The sequence below is a fragment of the Ferrovibrio sp. genome (assembly GCF_964218355.1).
GTDB lineage: Bacteria > Pseudomonadota > Alphaproteobacteria > Ferrovibrionales > Ferrovibrionaceae > Ferrovibrio.
The window spans coordinates 1-15,628 of the sequence record NZ_CAXPMC010000006.1 but is presented as its reverse complement, the minus strand read 5'-3'; the positions used below and the strand labels follow the sequence as shown (position 1 = coordinate 15,628).

Annotated in this window: 14 protein-coding genes and 1 pseudogene; 5 read left to right on the top strand and 10 right to left on the bottom strand. The window is 65.7% G+C overall.

Annotated features, from left to right (window positions below; all coding sequences use genetic code 11):
• The 3 genes and pseudogenes from ACEQZY_RS02630 to ACEQZY_RS02620 form a co-directional block, all read left to right on the top strand.
• Nucleotides 1-194: pseudogene (locus tag ACEQZY_RS02630) on the top strand (chemotaxis protein); the annotation flags it as partial.
• Nucleotides 195-316: 122 nt separating this feature from the next.
• A complete protein-coding gene (locus ACEQZY_RS02625; protein ID WP_341704523.1) occupies nt 317-1,780 on the top strand; it encodes a PAS domain-containing sensor histidine kinase in 1,464 nt (487 codons plus the stop codon).
• A 21-nt stretch (nt 1,781-1,801) separates the two neighbouring features.
• Nucleotides 1,802-2,134 carry a peptidoglycan-binding protein gene (locus tag ACEQZY_RS02620; protein WP_370152061.1) on the top strand — a complete coding sequence of 111 codons (333 nt, stop codon included), beginning with the start codon at nt 1,802-1,804 and terminating at the stop codon, nt 2,132-2,134.
• Here ACEQZY_RS02620 and ACEQZY_RS02615 read toward each other — a convergent pair.
• The 9 genes from ACEQZY_RS02615 to ACEQZY_RS02575 form a co-directional block, all read right to left on the bottom strand.
• Nucleotides 2,125-2,538 (bottom strand): hypothetical protein, encoded by a 414-nt coding sequence (locus ACEQZY_RS02615; protein WP_370152058.1) that lies wholly within the window; start codon nt 2,536-2,538, stop codon nt 2,125-2,127. The genes ACEQZY_RS02620 and ACEQZY_RS02615 overlap by 10 nt on opposite strands.
• Before the next feature lie 13 nt (nt 2,539-2,551).
• Nucleotides 2,552-5,380 (bottom strand): helicase-related protein, encoded by a 2,829-nt coding sequence (locus ACEQZY_RS02610; protein ID WP_370152056.1) that lies wholly within the window; start codon nt 5,378-5,380, stop codon nt 2,552-2,554.
• A gap of 4 nt (nt 5,381-5,384) precedes the next feature.
• Entirely contained in the window at nt 5,385-5,828 is a 444-nt protein-coding gene (locus ACEQZY_RS02605; protein ID WP_341705844.1) for a PaaI family thioesterase, read from the bottom strand.
• 94 nt (nt 5,829-5,922) lie between these two features.
• The gene (locus ACEQZY_RS02600; RefSeq protein WP_341705843.1) at nt 5,923-6,216 is read right to left on the bottom strand and encodes a DUF1905 domain-containing protein; all 294 of its coding nucleotides are present in this window, start codon (nt 6,214-6,216) and stop codon (nt 5,923-5,925) included.
• A 49-nt stretch (nt 6,217-6,265) separates the two neighbouring features.
• Nucleotides 6,266-6,685: a winged helix-turn-helix domain-containing protein gene (locus ACEQZY_RS02595; RefSeq protein ID WP_370152051.1), complete on the bottom strand. Its 420-nt coding sequence runs from the start codon at nt 6,683-6,685 to the stop codon at nt 6,266-6,268.
• 149 nt (nt 6,686-6,834) lie between these two features.
• Complete coding sequence (locus ACEQZY_RS02590) at nt 6,835-7,314, bottom strand: GNAT family N-acetyltransferase (RefSeq protein WP_370152048.1); 480 nt, start codon at nt 7,312-7,314, stop codon at nt 6,835-6,837.
• Between the two features lie 135 nt (nt 7,315-7,449).
• Nucleotides 7,450-8,469, bottom strand: coding sequence for an alpha/beta hydrolase family protein (locus tag ACEQZY_RS02585; RefSeq protein ID WP_370152045.1), 1,020 nt, complete (start codon nt 8,467-8,469; stop codon nt 7,450-7,452).
• A 266-nt stretch (nt 8,470-8,735) separates the two neighbouring features.
• Nucleotides 8,736-9,695 (bottom strand): DUF4435 domain-containing protein, encoded by a 960-nt coding sequence (locus tag ACEQZY_RS02580; protein WP_370152042.1) that lies wholly within the window; start codon nt 9,693-9,695, stop codon nt 8,736-8,738.
• On the bottom strand, nt 9,688-11,232 hold the full coding sequence (locus ACEQZY_RS02575; RefSeq protein WP_370152039.1) for an AAA family ATPase: 1,545 nt from the start codon (nt 11,230-11,232) through the stop codon (nt 9,688-9,690). The genes ACEQZY_RS02580 and ACEQZY_RS02575 overlap by 8 nt, the downstream gene beginning before the upstream one ends.
• Nucleotides 11,233-11,912: 680 nt before the next feature.
• Here ACEQZY_RS02575 and scpA point away from each other — a divergent pair.
• Nucleotides 11,913-14,111 (top strand): methylmalonyl-CoA mutase, encoded by a 2,199-nt coding sequence (gene scpA, locus ACEQZY_RS02570; protein ID WP_370152037.1) that lies wholly within the window; start codon nt 11,913-11,915, stop codon nt 14,109-14,111.
• Between the two features lie 251 nt (nt 14,112-14,362).
• Entirely contained in the window at nt 14,363-14,785 is a 423-nt protein-coding gene (gene rnk, locus ACEQZY_RS02565) for a nucleoside diphosphate kinase regulator (protein ID WP_341704928.1), read from the top strand.
• Nucleotides 14,786-14,803: 18 nt separating this feature from the next.
• Here rnk and ACEQZY_RS02560 read toward each other — a convergent pair.
• Nucleotides 14,804-15,628, bottom strand: an 825-nt coding sequence (locus ACEQZY_RS02560; RefSeq protein ID WP_370152033.1) for a methyl-accepting chemotaxis protein, incomplete at its 5' end; no start/stop codon positions are given.

Here is a 15,628-nt window from a genome sequence, read left to right as displayed (position 1 = left end):
AGGCCACCGGGCTCGACCAGATCAACACGGCTGTCGGCAGCATGGACGAGATGACCCAGCGCAACGGCGCCCTGGTGGAGGAGACCTCGGCCTCGGCCCAGGCGCTCAGCAACCAGGCCGGCGAGCTCGCCCGGGTGGTCGGCTTTTTCAAGCTGTCAGCGCCGGCCCCCCGTGCCAGGGGGTCGCTGGCATAGGCATCGGGTCCGGCCGGCGGCTGCCCGTTTTCGCGGCATTCCGGCCGGAATCCGCCACTCCCTGGCCACTCCGCCGTTTTGCGGACTGTTCAGCCGGGCCCGCGCGGGGGTAGGATTTCCCCATGAGCCTGGGGGATTTCTGGCATTTCGCCGGCGCGGGGATGGCGCGCACGGCGGCGGTGGCGCTGCTCTTCGCGGTGCTGCTGGTGGTGCGCGCCCGGCTCGGCGCGGATTCGAAATTCGGCCCCATCATCTGGGGCCTGCTGCTGGTGCTGGCGGCCTCGGCGACGGAAGTGGCCGGCGTCCTGTTCGGCCTGCCGGGCCTGGTCTTCTGGATGACCGCCCTGGTCTATGGCGCCGGCCTGTTCCTGGTTGCCGCCGGCATTCTCGGCTGGGCGCGCTGGGTCGACGAGCTGCGGGCCCGTTCGGCCGAGCGCGACGGCCTGCTCGACGAGGCCCGCCGCCAGGCCGCCCTGCTGGCAGAGAGCCACCGGGTCGCCCGCATCGGCTTCCTGACCGCCGATGCGGCGATGACCCGGGTGGACTGGACCGGCCACGGCCTCGAGGAGATCACCACCAGCAAGCGGGCCGACCGCCAGGTGATCGAGACCGAGCTGGTGCATCCCGACGACCGCGAGGGCTATGTGGCGGCGATGGAGCGGCTGATGCGCGAGGGCGGCCAGGTCTTCGACTGCCGGCTGCGCGGCCGCGACGGCGGCTATCGCTGGTACCGCACCGCCGCCCGCATCGAGGGCAGTGGCGCCGCCGCACGGATCTTCGCCGTGCTGCAGGATGTCGATGACGCCAAGCGCAATGAGATCGCCCGCGATGCCGCGCTGGCGGCCGCCGAGGCGGCCAGCCAGGCCAAGACCACGTTCCTGGCCACGATGAGCCACGAGCTGCGCACGCCGCTGAATGCCGTGCTCGGCTTTTCCGAGATCATCATGCGCCAGATGGCCGGCAATGCGCCGCCGCGCTATGTCGACTATGCCCAGGAAATCCACCAGGCCGGCAGCGACCTGCTGGCCATCGTCGACCGCGTGCTGGAAGTGGTGCGCATCGACAGCGGCAAGCGCCGGCTGGCCACCGAGCCGCTGCAGCCGGCCCAGGAAATCGCCGCCGTGGTCGACGGCCTGGCCGAAACGGCGCGGCGCAACGGGATCACGCTGGCCTTCGCCTGCGACGAGGGGCTCGGCCTGCGCCGGCTGGATGCGGCGATCCTGCGCGACGTGCTGACCCAGGTGATCGGCAACGCGATCAAGTTCAATCATGCCGGCGGCCGCGTCGACGTGGCGGCGCTGCCGCTCGGGCCCGACGGGCTGCGCGTCACCGTCGGCGACACCGGCATCGGCATCCAGCCCGACCATCTGGGCCGCGTCTTCGACCTGTTCTGGCAGTCGGAAGGCAGCCTGGCCCGGCTGCATGGCGGCACCGGGCTGGGGCTGGCGATCGCGCGGCGGCTCTGCGCCCTGCATAACGGCGGCATCACCGTCGATTCGACGCCCAATCTGGGCACCACGGTGACCATCGACCTGCGCGCCGAACCGGCCAAGGCCCGCCCCGCCAACGACGCGGCGGCGGAATAGCGGCGGCATACCCCGTAGCCAATTTTTCTGTCAGCGGGGCCGGATCGGCCGGCAGATCCCGACGATGTCTGGGTCGTCAAGCAGACGCTGAATATGAATGGCTATTATCCCGTTCCGGATTACGGCCTGACCCCGTTTCCTGACCGCCCGCTGTTCGATGGTATCCGGCAGTACCAGCGGGATCATGGTCTGCAGGTCGACGGGATCATGAAGCCCGGCGGCGAAACCGAGCAGCATATGCAGGAGAATCTGGCGACCAAGGCGCCGACCTTCCGCTGCATCAGCTGCGGGGCCTGGCATGGTGGGTCGAAGGGCAAGCTCTGCCCCGATTGCTGGAGCAAGCTCTACAGCTGACCCAGCCGCCGGCGCAGCCTGCGCCCGTGTTCGACATACGCCGCAATCTCCGCCTCGCTGTAGCCGAGCAGGCGGCCGATCTCGATGTCGTCGGCTTCCGTTGCCTTGCGGGCGCCGCCGTGGATCGCGGCATTGATCGTATGCAGGCGGTCGATCCGCGGCGCTTCGGCCGGCAGGGCGTAATAGATGTAGCGCAACGGCTGGCTGCCGCTGCGGCCCGGATAGATTTCCTCCCGGCGGATCAGGCGGCCGCTGGCGACATGTGGCGCGAAATCGGCTTCCGGCAGCTCGATGGAGGCCGGCACCACATCGTAGAACATGGCCAGCGGCTTGCGGCCGGCCAGCATCAGGTCGAGTTCGCGGCCGTCATGGGGGCCGATCCCGGCTGGCAGGTCGGCGGTCATGTCCGTCCGCCGCCTACCGTTTCGCCTTCAGGGCGGCGAGTTTGGCGAAGGGGCTGTCGACCATCTTGGCCTGGTCCTCGCGGCGCTTCTCGGTCTCGCGCTGGCGTTTCGCCACGATGGCCTTGTGCGAACGGACATACAGCGTGACCTTGTCGCCGCTGTCGGGGTCCTTCGCCTCCAGCGGCTTGTAGCCCAAAGCCCAGAGCAGCCGGTGCAGCTCGTCGGGACCGCAGCCGGCGAGATTCATCCACGCCGTATCCGGCAGGAAACTGCCCGGCGGACCGAGACGCTTTTTCGGCTTCGGCGGTTCGGCTGCCGGTATTTCGGCTGCGACCTCAACGGCCAGCACCGGCGCCGGCGCTTCGGCCGCGGCTTCCACCGGCTGCTCGATATGCTCGCCGGTTTCCGCATGCGCCGGCGCGGCGTCCAGTGCAGGATTCTCGATCACGGTTTCCGCCACGGTCTCCGCAGCGGACTGAGCCGGCTGCGGCTTCGCATCGTCCCGCCGCCCTTCAGGCCTGGCCGGCTTCTGGCGCGCGGCCTGTTCGGCCTGCCTTGCCCCTTCCGCGATGCGCTGCACCACGTCGAGGCGGAAGGCATGGCGGCCGGCGCGCAGGAAGCCGGCGGCCAGCCACCAACGATCGTCGCGCCATTCCAGCACCGGCAGCGAGGTCAGGCCCGGCGTCGGCGGCGCTTCCGGCTCGCGGCCCTCATGCACCGCCCACAGCAGGGTCTTCAGCTGGGTCGGCTTCGGCTTCAGCAGCTTCGGCAGCAGGATATGCATCTCGCCGAACTGCACGCCCATCTTGCGCAGCGGATGCCGTTCGGCCTGGCCCATGCCGCGCACGAGGTCGGCGACATCGTCGCGCTTCAGCGCGCCGAGAGTCTCCGCCAGCTGGAAGGCGATGCCGCGGGCGGCGAATTTCAGCTCGGCATCCTTCAGCCGGTAGAGATCGCCGAGATTCTGGCGCAGATAGCGCCGCAGCCAGTCGCCGAGTTTTTCCTCCAGCGCCCGGCGGCTGTCGGCGGGCAGCAGGTCGTCGGCGAGAAGATTGAGCTTCGGCGTCAGCATGTCGGCGCCTTTCGCCAGCACGGCCAGCGCCACGCTGTCCTTCTCCGGTCCGGTCAGCATCACGCCGCCCTCGGGCGACAGCGAAAAGGCCGCATCCGGCAGCTGCAGGATGGCGGCGGCGCGGTCCTGCAGGGCGGGTCCCAGCACGCGGATCGCCGCCTGGCGGATGATGCGGCGCTGGTCGACGGAATCGTGGCCGACCGGGCGGAAGCGCAGGCCGGTGACATGGCCGATGATCTCGCCGCCCACGGTCAGCGCGTCGTCTTCCCCCAGCTGCACGTCGAGCAGGGCCGGATCTTCGGTCAGGCCGCGGGTCAGCACCGAGGTGCGGCGGTCGACGAAACGCTGGGTCAGCCGCTCGTGCAGGGCGTCCGACAGCCGGTCCTCGATGGCGCGGGTCTTCTCCTGCCAGCCGCGGGCATCGTCCAGCCAGGCGCCTTTATGGGCGATATACGTCCAGGTGCGGATATGGGCGAGCCGGGTGGCCAGGGTGTCGATATCGCCATCGGTGACGTCGATGCGTTTCAGATGCCCGCCCACCCAGTCGGCCGGCAGCCGGCCGTTGCCGTCGCACAGATGGGTGTAGATCTGCGCCAGCAGGCGGCCATGGCTGTCATGCATCGCCTTGGCGAAATCGGGAATCCCGCAGACCTGCCACAGCAGCGTCACGCGCTCATGGCCGGTGGCGCGCTCCAGCACGGCGGCATCCTGGCGCAGCACCTGCAGGCTGAGGCTGTCATCGGCCTCGCGGCCGCGCACCAGGCCCTCGCGCGGCGGCGGCACGTCCAGCGCCGCGGCCAGCGCATCGACGCTGCTGAAATCGAGGTCGGGATTGCGCCAGCGCGCCGCCTGCAGCGGCTCGTAGCGGTGGTTCTCGATGCGCTCGATCAGGTCGGGATCGAGCGGCGCGCAGTCGCCCCCATTCGGATTTGTGGTGGTGCCGAAGGTGCCGTTGCGCAGGTGGCGGCCGGCGCGGCCGGCGATCTGCCCGGTCTCGGCCGGGGTCAGCGGCCGCATGCCCACCCCGTCGAATTTCGACAGCTCGGCAAAGGCCAGATGCTCGATATCGAGATTGAGGCCCATGCCGATGGCGTCGGTGGCCACCATCACGTCGACATCGCGGTTCTGGAACAGGGCCACCTGGGCGTTGCGGGCGCGCGGGCTGAGCGCGCCCAGCACCACGGCGGCGCCGCCGCGCTGGCGCCGCAGCGCCTCGGCGATGGCATAGACGTCGCCGGCCGAGAAGGCGACCACGGCCGAGCGTTTCGGCAGCCGCGAGAGTTTCTTCGATCCGGCGTAAGAAAGCTGCGACAGCCGCGGCCGGGCGATGAACTCGGCGCCGGGCACCAGCCGGCGCACCAGGCCGCGCGCGGTATCGGCGCCGAGGAACATGGTTTCCTCGCTGCCGCGCGCCTGCAGCAGGCGATCCGTGAAGACATGGCCGCGCTCGGCATCGGCGCAGAGCTGGATCTCGTCGACGGCGAGGAAATCGTAAGCCCGGTCCAGCGGCATCGCCTCCACGGTGCAGACGAACCACTGCGCCCCGCGCGGGACGATCTTCTCCTCGCCGGTGACCAGGGCCACGTGGTTGGGGCCCTTGATCGCCACCGCGCGGTCATAGACCTCGCGGGCCAGCAGCCGCAGGGGCAGGCCGATGATGCCGCTGCGATGGGCCAGCAGGCGTTCGACGGCCAGATGGGTCTTGCCGGTATTGGTCGGGCCGAGAACGCAGAGCACGCGGCCTTTCTGGGCGGTTTTCAGATCGGTCACGTCGTCAGCCTGCCTTGTTCTGGATGGTCTTGGTGATGCGGGCGGCGGTGCAGACCGCGCCGCCCACCCGGGCCTCGACGGCGCAGAAGGCGGTGCTGCGGCCGCGTTTCAGCAGCCGGCCGGTCATGGTGACGGCCTCGCCGGCCAGCACCGAGCGGATATGCTGCACATGGATGTCGACCGTCATCGCGGTTTCGCTTTCCTGCATGTCGCCCAGCATGGCCAGCAGCCCCGGCGGTTCCAGCAGGCCGTTCAGCACGCCGCCATGCACGTATCTGCCGAAGACCAGCATCGCCCCCTCGGCGGTGAAGCCCACTTCCGCCATGCCCGGCGCCAGCGCCAGCAGCCGCAGCCCCGCCCACTGGTGGAAGGCGGTCTCGGCAACCAGGCTTTCGGCAAGCGACACGGCCCAGGCCGGCAGGCCGGGATCGATGCGGGCGGCGGACATCGGGGGAGGACTCCCGTTTTTTCGTTGTCCGAGTATAGCCGCCCGATGCCGCGCGGCTCAATAACCGGGGGCCGGCCCGGGTGAGAGGGCTGGCCTAGGGGCGCAGGTCCAGCGTCACCGGCACGCTGTCGCCGTCGCCGATGCCCGCCTGCCGCCGCACCGCCGCCTTCACCGGCAGCAGATAGGCGCCGGCCTTGCGGTCGGGGAACAGCGAGGTCTGCCAGCGGACGCCGCCGATGGCGGCCCGCACCGGCAGGCTGCCCCAGGCACGGGCATCGGCGGCAAACAGGGCGCGGATGGCATCGGATTGCGGCTTCGGCAGGGTGATGAAATGCCAGGCGGCGGCGCCGGTATGGCGCCAGAGCGCGGCCGTGAAGCGGTATTGCATGGGCGGGGTCCGGGGCGGCTGTCAGGTACGGCAGGTCAGGTGTGGCGGGTTATCGCGGCGGCCGTCTGCGCTGCAGGGCGCGGATCTCGGCGGCGCAGGCCTTCAGGGTGGCCGCCTCCATGCGGCGGAAGCGCGCCAGCACCTCGCGGCCCAGCGGGGTCAGCGCGGCGCCGCCGCCCCGCGCCCCGCCGGTGGCCGCCGTCACCAGCGGCGCGGCGAAGAAGCCGTTCAGGGTTTCGGTCAGCTGCCAGGCCCGCTTGTAGCTCATGCCCATGCGCCGCCCGGCGGCGGCGATCGAGCCGGTCTCGGCGATGCCCTCCAGCAGGTCGGCCTTGCCCGGGCCCAGCATCGCATCCTCGGCCAGATGCACGCGCAGCCGCAGCCGCGGCCAGGCGGCGGTTGTCTTTGCCGGCGCCTTCTTTGCGGCGGGTCTTTTTGCGGATGGCTTTGCGCGGGCGGGTTTCGGCATGATGCGGCGGCTCGGGTGCGGCGGCGAGTATAGCCCGGCCGCCCCGCCGGCGCGCAACCCGCCGGCGTGCGGGCCCGGTTGTCCATGCGCCAGCACGCCGGGAACCCAGCGGCCGAAATTGGTGCGGCCGGCGGCGGGGGGATGACGGGCTAGAGCTGCAGCGCCATGGCGTAATTGTGGATGGCGATGCCGGCGACCTCGAAATCGCGCCGCGCCAGTTCGTGCCATCCGCGCTTCAGGTAGAAGCGCCGCGCCGCCGCGCTCGCCTCCACATGCAGCCGCGCCATGCCGCGCACCCGGGCGCGGGCCTCCAGTGCATCGGTCAGGGCCGCGGCGACGCCGCGCCCGGCCGCCTCCGGCGCGCCGTAGAGAAAATTCACATGGCCGTCGGCTTCGAGATCGGTGAAACCCAGCGGCGCGCCGGCGGCCGCCGCGGCCACGAAGGTCTCGCGGCCATCGCCGTTGAGCAGCCGGATGCGGGCGGCGTCGGGCGCCAGCGACGCCCAGGCCGCCACCTGCGCCGGCGTGTAGTCGCGCGGCCCGGTCTGCTGCACGGCGCGCAGATAGATCTGCGCCAGGGCCTCGGCATCGGCGTCGCGGTACCGGCGGATGGTGATGCTGTCAGGCATGGGCGGGGTTATAGCGCCGTCGGCCTGTGCGGTACAGGTTGCCGGGTACCGACCGGGCGCGCGTCGCCCTGCGCCCGGCCGCCCCGCCGGCGCGCAACCCGCCGCAGATCAGCCGCCACGGACCAGCCGGGCGGATCAGCCGCCGCCGAGATGCTGGCGGAAAAACGCCGTCACCGCCGCATTGAAGTCGCGGTGAAACGCCACGCGGTCGAAGCCCGGTGCGTCGACGCATAATTCGGGCAGCCGCGCCGCCAGATCCGCCGGGCAGGGCGCGAGGAAGGCGAAATGCGCCGCGCCGCGCACGATGCGGAAATCCGGCTTCACCGGCAGGTCCTGCTGCAGGGCGGCAACGCGCGCCGGCTCGACGCCCTGGCCGCCCTGTTCCGAGGCCCAGACCTGCAGCGGCAGCCGCACGTCCTGCAGGCTGTCGCGCCCGGGAAAGGCATTCAGCGGATCGGCGATCACCGCGGCGCGGATGCGTGCATCCGGCGGCAGGGCCGGCAGCACCGCCTGCTGCGGGTCGCGCATCTGGCGGCAGAGCGGCGCCTGCGGATCGGGGCAGGGCAGGCCGGCGCGCAGGAAATCCGGCCGGCCGCCGGCCACGGCCAGCGTGGTATAGCCGCCGCGCGAAAAGCCGAACATGCCGATGCGCGCGGCATCGATCTTCGCGGCTTCGGCATAGTCGCCCAGCATGTAATCGACCAGCCGGCCGATATCCCGGGGCCGCGAGACGAAGACCGCGCGGTCGCCGGCGCGGGCGCGCTCGCGGGCATTGTCGCCGGGATGATTGAGGGCGGCGACCACGAAGCCGGCCGCCGCCAGCGCCGCGGCGGTGTCGTGATGGCCGAGGAAACTGCCGCCATAGCCATGCGAGATCACCACCAGCGGCAGATCGCTGCCCGCCACCGGGCAGTCGCGTGTGGCCGGCAGGGCGAAGGGGCCGATCTGCACGATACCGAGCGGTATGCTGCCGGGTGCGGTCGCGCAGGGCGACCAGACCGCGGCCTCGATGGCCGGCGCGTCGCCGGCGGCCGGAATCTCCACCAGCCGCAGGCCGGCGGCATGGGCAGCGGACGAGACGGCGGCGGCGAGGGCGGCTGGCAGCAGCAGGGCGAGCAGTGCGAGAGAATAAGAAGACAGGCAGGCGCGGCGCATGACTGGCTGGTCCGTTCAGAATGGGGGCATCCGATCCTGACTCACGGCCGGCGTGGACGGAACCTGCGGGCGGAGGAAGGGAACGGAGGGTGTATGGGGGAAGAAGCGACTGGCTAGCAGAGTATGATGCAGCCGCTCAAGCGCTTAGGGAAGCGCGAACAGAACAATAGTCAATCTTCATAAGAGTATTCGCCGCGCCCTAATAAGAGCCACTAGGCGTACGATTGCGAATTGCTCAGAGAGAACCTCACATCTTAATCTCGACTTCATTGAAGCAGTTCTTGTTGTTGATTGTTTAGAGGTGCATGGACGTTGTGAATAAATTCTTCAAGATCAATTGGCATTGGAGACTTGGATGCGAGCAATCCCAGGCTTGAAATATCTGCGTGACGCGCACCTTCTTGGGCGTCCAAAGATTGGAATAGAGTTCGATCGGAGGAATAGTCATTGACCAATTGGCTTAACCACCATTGAAAGAAAATGAACGCAAACTTCCCACGATAATGAAGCCTAGGGTTCAGTAATCCAAACGCTGCTATTGCCGCATCACGCTGCTCTGGGGCCGGTTCTTCGCGATACACAATAGTTTCTTCTGCTGTGAGTTCTGGCGGCGAAATCTGATTAATTCCCGCATTAGCAAGCTCACGCAATTTCTCCGGCTTTCGTCGTGCCAATTTCCCCCCGCATTGTTTCGCAACATACAGCCGACAGTTAACCTCTCGTGTTACCTCCAAAAATTCATCGTATAATTTTGTAAATCGACTGATGATTGCTTGCCGAATGTCTGGCCTGCCGTGGCAATGAAGCTCGTTCTTTAGTATCTCCTCTAAAACCTCCTCGCAGACTAAGTAGTTCTCGGTTGAGTACCTATCTGTCATAAAAATACTATTATCGGGCTCATTGCCCATCATCTCGTCGAAGTCTCTATCAACGAAATAATAGACACCTGCTTTTAGTCCATTTAAATCACGGAGTAGTGCATCTCTCAGTGCGAAGACTTGCGCTTTCCCTCTGCAAAGAAAGGGTTCGTATGCGAGGTCATTCCGGATTCGACGAACCCAACTGAAATAGATGGGCTTATCCTCTGGTCCTTCAAATACAAAAACTGGCGTTTCAGGCAGACGGGATCGAAGTTCTGCCAAGAGAAGTTTCAAGACTGCGGGCCTTTTTCGAGCTTCTACGAGTTTAAGGACGCTTGGTTCCACAGCTCCATCGCCCTTAGTCATCTATTTCACTTTCCCCCTCGTCCCCCGCGGAGGAGGGAAGGGCCTCGTCGACAGATAGTTGGACGCTTCGTGCGAATGGCTCTAGCTCATTGTCGAAGACAAATGGCGAGTGTGTAATGGCAATGACCTGGCGACAAAGAGGTGCATCGACGATGTCGGAAAGGATGTGCCTTTGCCAGTCTAGAGACAGGGAGAGTTCTGGCTCATCGATTAGGATCAATTTTTCATGTGGTGGGAAGAGAAAGAGTTTGGCAAAAAGCGAAACCATCTGTTTTTCGCCGGAGGAAAGCGCATCAAGTTTAATTCTTCGCCCGGTCGAAATGCTCTTCGCATAAACCTTTAGTGACCTTCGATCCAAGTGCAGCACTTTGCCGTCTAGCCCAGCCGGAGAAGGTGCGGCTTCTATCGAGGTGCTGATATCTGTTGCAGAGAGATACTTATTGCAACGTTGAACGAATTCTTCCACGGGCAATTCAATAGCCCGTGTGGCGTTTATTACAGAGTTGAGTTTCCCTAGGAAATATCTAAGAAACTTATTGGACTCTGCAGGCACATTGCTTGAATAAAGCTTTTCGATATTCGGTACGGGCATTGGCTCAGGAAACCTTCCCACGTATCGACCAACTTCCTTCAATCGTGAGAGGAATAGCTCCAAGTCTGTTTTTGACGGGATTGCGTGGTCATCAACGATTATATTTTCAAGGGGATTGTCGATGAGCTCGCTCAGTATATCAGCGGTAATTTGTCGATAGCCTTGATTCGACTCAATCAAAATGCGTTGATTCAGTTCAAGTAGCCGCTCCGATATATCGCCAAGTCCAAACTGTATGTCGGCCGGATATAGGCCGCTGCCGGCTACACGGAATTGAGAGCGTAGCCGTCGTAGCGACTCCCGCTGATCATTGTCTGTTTCCGCGCTGATCGATAGTTCGATCCTGCGGTATGTTGGAAGGTATAAAACCTCAATGTTGCTAAGCGCCGCATGCAGGCTGGACGATATTGCGCCTAGTTCTCGGCAATTCTGAAAAAGCTTGGGTTTCAACTCTGAAAGGGCGGAGTGTACTGCCTCGTATCTGTAGCCAACATGCTTGCTTATTGGCTCGTAGACAGGATCCTCTCGCAGTGTACGGTAATCGAGCCTGTTCCAGTCATGCTTCTCTAAAGCACGAAGTAAATCTCTTGGGTCGACCCCGAACCGTCGAGCAGCGGCGCCTATTTCGCTGTTTTCAGACGTGTTGATGTATTTGTCGAGCTCTGCCCTTTGAAGCACGAAAGGGAGCAACTCCCCTCGCAACTTGCATGTTATCTTTCGGAAGGGTACGTCCCGAAGGCGAGAAAATTGCCCTTTAAGAAATGCATCGAGTGCGCCTAATAGGGTGGTTTTTCCAGACCCATTCTGAGCAATCAAAATTGTCGCGGCATATGGCGACGCCAGTGATATTTTTCGATAATCATAGAGCCCGGCAATTTCGAAGCTTTCCACCAACGACGGCCGTTCGCCGCGTTGATAAGTAGGCGTATCAGTCTCTTTCTTCACGCCGCGCCCCCAACAAGATCAAATTTCTTCTGCAATTTATCACTGTCCTTTCGCTCCTTGCATCAACCCTGCGGTTGAGTCGTACAAGCTTATCTGTCGACAGATGTTTCCAGGAAATGATGAGCGATTGACCAAGATCCTGCTTGACCTCGAACCCATATGTACCATCTTTATTCATATTGTAGGATTTAACACCTTTCGGATGCATACCTCTGAAACGGTAGACCGTTTGTCACGATGGTTCAGTGGGTGCTTTGGCGTGCATTCCAGTCCTGTATACATTCTTGTAGCCCCGTCTTTTCAGTGGTTTACCACAAAGAGTCAGTGGTTTACGCGGGATCGGACGGGATTTGATTGGCTGCAATCGGCCCGGATTGGCTTCGAATTGGTCGCGATTGGCACCGGATTGGCCGCGAATGGGCCGGAACTGGCCGTCCCTGGCCCCGGACGAACCGGAATGAACCGTCGCGAACCGCGGCGAACCGTTCCGAATCGCCACGAACCGCCAGGAACCCGGGCGAACCGCCACGAACCGTCCCGAACCGGGCGGAACCGTCGCGGGTCTGCCGGGGCGTCAGTTTGCCGGGGCGTCAGTTTGACAGTCGGGGAAAGCGGATCATACTGGCATTGCACCGCAGCATGGTGATATCCGGCTGCGGTTACCGGGTGGAACAGAGACGATGACCGAGAAGTCGAAGACCGAGACGTCCCAGAACGATAAGAGCATCACCTTCCCCGAGGCCTGGGCGAAGCTGGCCCGGAAGGAACTGGGCGACCGGCCGCTGGCCGATCTGGTCTGGGACAGCCCGGAAGGCATCGCCATCAAGCCGCTCTACACCGAGGCCGATCTCGAGGGGCTGGAACTGGAGGGTGTGCCCCTGCTGGGCAGCCAGCCGGGCTTCGCGCCGTTCACCCGCGGCGTGCGCGCCACCATGTATGCCAACCGGCCGTGGACCATCCGGCAATATGCCGGCTTCTCGACCGCCGAAGAATCCAACGCCTTCTACCGCAAGAATCTCGCCGCCGGCCAGCAGGGCGTGTCGGTCGCCTTCGATCTCGCCACCCATCGCGGCTACGATTCCGACCATCCGCGCGTGGTCGGCGATGTCGGCAAGGCCGGCGTCGCCATCGACAGCGTCGAGGACATGAAGATCCTGTTCGACGGCATTCCGCTGGATAAGATGAGCGTGTCGATGACCATGAACGGCGCCGTGCTGCCGGTGCTGGCCTGCTACATCGTCGCCGGCGAGGAACAGGGCGTGTCGCCCGCGCAGCTTTCGGGAACGATCCAGAACGACATCCTGAAAGAATTCATGGTGCGCAACACCTATATCTATCCGCCGGCGCCGAGCATGCGGATCATCGCCGACATCATCGGCTACACGGCGCAGAACATGCCGAAATTCAACTCGATCTCGATTTCCGGCTATCACATGCAGGAAGCCGGGGCCACTGCCGTGCAGGAGCTGGCCTTCACCCTGGCCGATGGCCTCGAATACGTGCGCACGGCGATTAACTCGGGCCTCGATGTCGATGCCTTCGCCGGGCGGCTCAGCTTCTTCTTCGCCATCGGCATGAATTTCTTCATGGAGATCGCCAAGCTGCGCGCCGCGCGCTTCCTGTGGGCGAAGATCATGCAGCAGTTCGATCCGAAGAAGGCCGGCTCGTCGATGCTGCGCACGCATTGCCAGACGTCCGGGGTCTCGCTCACGGAACAGGACCCCTACAACAACGTGGTGCGCACCGCCATCGAGGCCATGGCCGCGGTGCTGGGCGGCACCCAGTCGCTGCACACCAATGCGCTGGACGAGGCCATCGCGCTGCCGACCGAATTCTCGGCGCGCATTGCCCGCAACACCCAGCTGATCATCCAGGAAGAGACGTATGTGACCAAGGTGGTCGATCCGCTGGCCGGGTCCTACTACGTGGAAGCCCTCACCCATGCGCTGGTCAGCCATGCCTGGGCGCTGATCCAGGAAGTCGAGGCCATGGGCGGCATGACCAAGGCGGTCGAGAGCGGCATGCCCAAGCTGAAGATCGAGGAGGCCGCCGCGCGCCGCCAGGCCCGGGTCGATCGCGGCGAGGATGTCATCGTCGGCGTCAACAAATACCGCCCGGCGAAAAGCGATGTGCCCGAGCTGCTGGAGGTCGACAACACCAGGGTGCGCGAACAGCAGGTCACCCGGCTGAACACCATCCGCAACACCCGCGACAAGGCCGCTGCCGAAGCCGCGATCCGCGCGCTCGAGGAAGGCGCGGCGGGCAATGCCAACCTGCTGGAGCTGTGTGTGAACGCCGCCCGCGCGCGGGTCACGGTGGGCGAGATGTCCGATGCCATGGAGCGGGTGTTCACGCGCCACCAGGCCACCGTGCGCTCGATTGCCGGCGTCTATGGCGCGGCCTATGCCAATGACGAGGGCTTCATGAAGATCCAGCAGGAGATCGACCGCTTCGCCGCCGAGGAAGGCCGCCGCCCGCGCATGCTGGTCGTCAAGCTCGGCCAGGACGGCCATGACCGCGGCGCGAAAGTGATCGCCACGGCCTTTGCCGATCTCGGCTTCGATGTGGATGTGGGCCCGCTGTTCCAGACGCCGGAGGAAGCCGCGAAGGACGCCGTCGACAACGACGTGCACGTGATCGGCGTGTCGTCCCAGGCGGCCGGCCACAAGACGCTGGTTCCCCAGCTGATCGCCGCACTGAAACAGCAGGGCGCCGAGGACATTCTGGTCATCACCGGCGGCGTGATCCCGCCGCAGGATTACGACTTCCTGCGCCAGGCCGGCGTGGCCGGCATCTACGGCCCCGGCACCAACATCCCGCAGGCGGCCAGCGAGATCATCGGCCTGCTGCGCCACCGCCACAGCAGGGCGGCGGAATAGGGCGCGCAGGCCAGCGGGCCTTGCGCCCGCCATGGCCGCATCCTATATGGCTGTCATGATCCGCGCCCGTCATCTGTCGATGCTGTCCCGCGCCGGTCGTCTGCATGCAGGCGACGGCGCCCCGGTGGCGCGCGGCCGCATCGCGGCCTGATCTGCCCCGGGGCTCTGCCCTCCCGTTTTCCGGTCCGTCACCCATTCTTCCGCGCGCGCCATCGCCGATGGCGCCGCCGCGCCTTCATGGAGACAGCCTCATGACGTTTCTCGATCCGCGCCCCGCCATCCTGCTGAGCGAACCCGACAGCGAACGGCTGTCGGCTCTGGCCGCGCGCCTGCGGCCCCGGCACCCGGCTGTGGCCGACATGCTCGACAGTGAAATCGGTCGTGCGGCCATTGTTGCGTCCGACTGCATGCCCGGCGATGTCGCCACCATGCGCAGCCACCTGCTGTTCGGCTATGCCCACAGCCGGCGCAGCCACTGGCTCACGCTGGTCTACCCGGCCGAGGCGGATATCGATCTGGCGAAGCTTTCCGTCGGTACACCGGTCGGTGCCGCGCTGATCGGCCTGCGCGAGGGCCAGACCATTGCCTGGCATGCCGCCAGCGGTGTTGCGCGCAGCATCACCCTGCACCGGGTGGTTTACCAGCCGGAGCGGGCCGGCCGCTACGACCTGTAGCAGCCGGCATCCGGTGCGTCAGAATTCCTGCCAGTCGTCGTTGCCCGCCGGTGCGGGGGCGGGGGCGGGGGCCGGTTTCGGCATCGGCTTCGCGGCGGCGGGTTTTTCCGCCGCCGTCCTGGCCACTGTCTTTGCTGCCGTCTGAGCCGGGGCGCGGGCCGCCTGGACATCGGTGCGGAAGAAGCCGACCAGGTCGGCCAGCTGCACCGACTGGCTGCTCAGCGCCTGTGCGGCGGCCGTGGTCTCCTCCACCAGCGCCGCGTTGCGCTGGGTCATCTCGTCCATGCTGCCGACAGCCGTGTTGATCTGGTCGAGGCCGGTCGCCTGCTCGCGCGAGGCGGCCGCGATCTCGGCGACGATGTCCGAGACCTTCTTGATCGCGGTGACGATCTCGGTGAGGCTGCTGCCGGTCTGGTTGACGAGGCTGGCCCCGGTCTTCACCTGGGCATTCGACGTGGCGATCAGCGCCTTGATGTCCTTGCTGGCATTGGCCGAGCGCTGGGCGAGAGCCCGCACTTCCTGCGCCACCACCGCAAAGCCCTTGCCGGCCTCGCCCGCCCGCGCCGCTTCCACGCTGGCATTCAGCGCGAGAAGATTCGTCTGGAAGGCGATCTCGTCGATCAGGCCGACGATGTCGCTGATCTTCTGCGCGCTTTCCTCGATCTGGGTCACCGCGGCCACCGCATCCGAGACGACCGAGCCGCCCTTTTCCGCGGTGTCGCGGGCGGCCACCGCCAGCTGGCTGGCGGCCTGGGCATTGTCGGCATTCTGCTTCACGGTTGTCGTGATCTCGTGCATGGAGGCCGCCGTCTCCTCGATGCTCGCCGCCTGGGATTCCGTGCG

What these genes read in the sequence shown, in the direction of transcription:
- rnk (WP_341704928.1), top strand. Translation starts at nt 14,363, where the DNA reads ATGACGTTTCTCGATCCGCGCCCCGCCATCCTGCTGAGCGAACCCGAC.
- ACEQZY_RS02615 (WP_370152058.1), bottom strand. Translation starts at nt 2,538, where the DNA reads ATGACCGCCGACCTGCCAGCCGGGATCGGCCCCCATGACGGCCGCGAA.
- ACEQZY_RS02590 (WP_370152048.1), bottom strand. Translation starts at nt 7,314, where the DNA reads ATGCCTGACAGCATCACCATCCGCCGGTACCGCGACGCCGATGCCGAG.
- ACEQZY_RS02625 (WP_341704523.1), top strand. Translation starts at nt 317, where the DNA reads ATGAGCCTGGGGGATTTCTGGCATTTCGCCGGCGCGGGGATGGCGCGC.
- scpA (WP_370152037.1), top strand. Translation starts at nt 11,913, where the DNA reads ATGACCGAGAAGTCGAAGACCGAGACGTCCCAGAACGATAAGAGCATC.
- ACEQZY_RS02580 (WP_370152042.1), bottom strand. Translation starts at nt 9,695, where the DNA reads ATGACTAAGGGCGATGGAGCTGTGGAACCAAGCGTCCTTAAACTCGTA.
- ACEQZY_RS02595 (WP_370152051.1), bottom strand. Translation starts at nt 6,685, where the DNA reads ATGCCGAAACCCGCCCGCGCAAAGCCATCCGCAAAAAGACCCGCCGCA.
- ACEQZY_RS02600 (WP_341705843.1), bottom strand. Translation starts at nt 6,216, where the DNA reads ATGCAATACCGCTTCACGGCCGCGCTCTGGCGCCATACCGGCGCCGCC.
- ACEQZY_RS02605 (WP_341705844.1), bottom strand. Translation starts at nt 5,828, where the DNA reads ATGTCCGCCGCCCGCATCGATCCCGGCCTGCCGGCCTGGGCCGTGTCG.
- ACEQZY_RS02585 (WP_370152045.1), bottom strand. Translation starts at nt 8,469, where the DNA reads ATGCGCCGCGCCTGCCTGTCTTCTTATTCTCTCGCACTGCTCGCCCTG.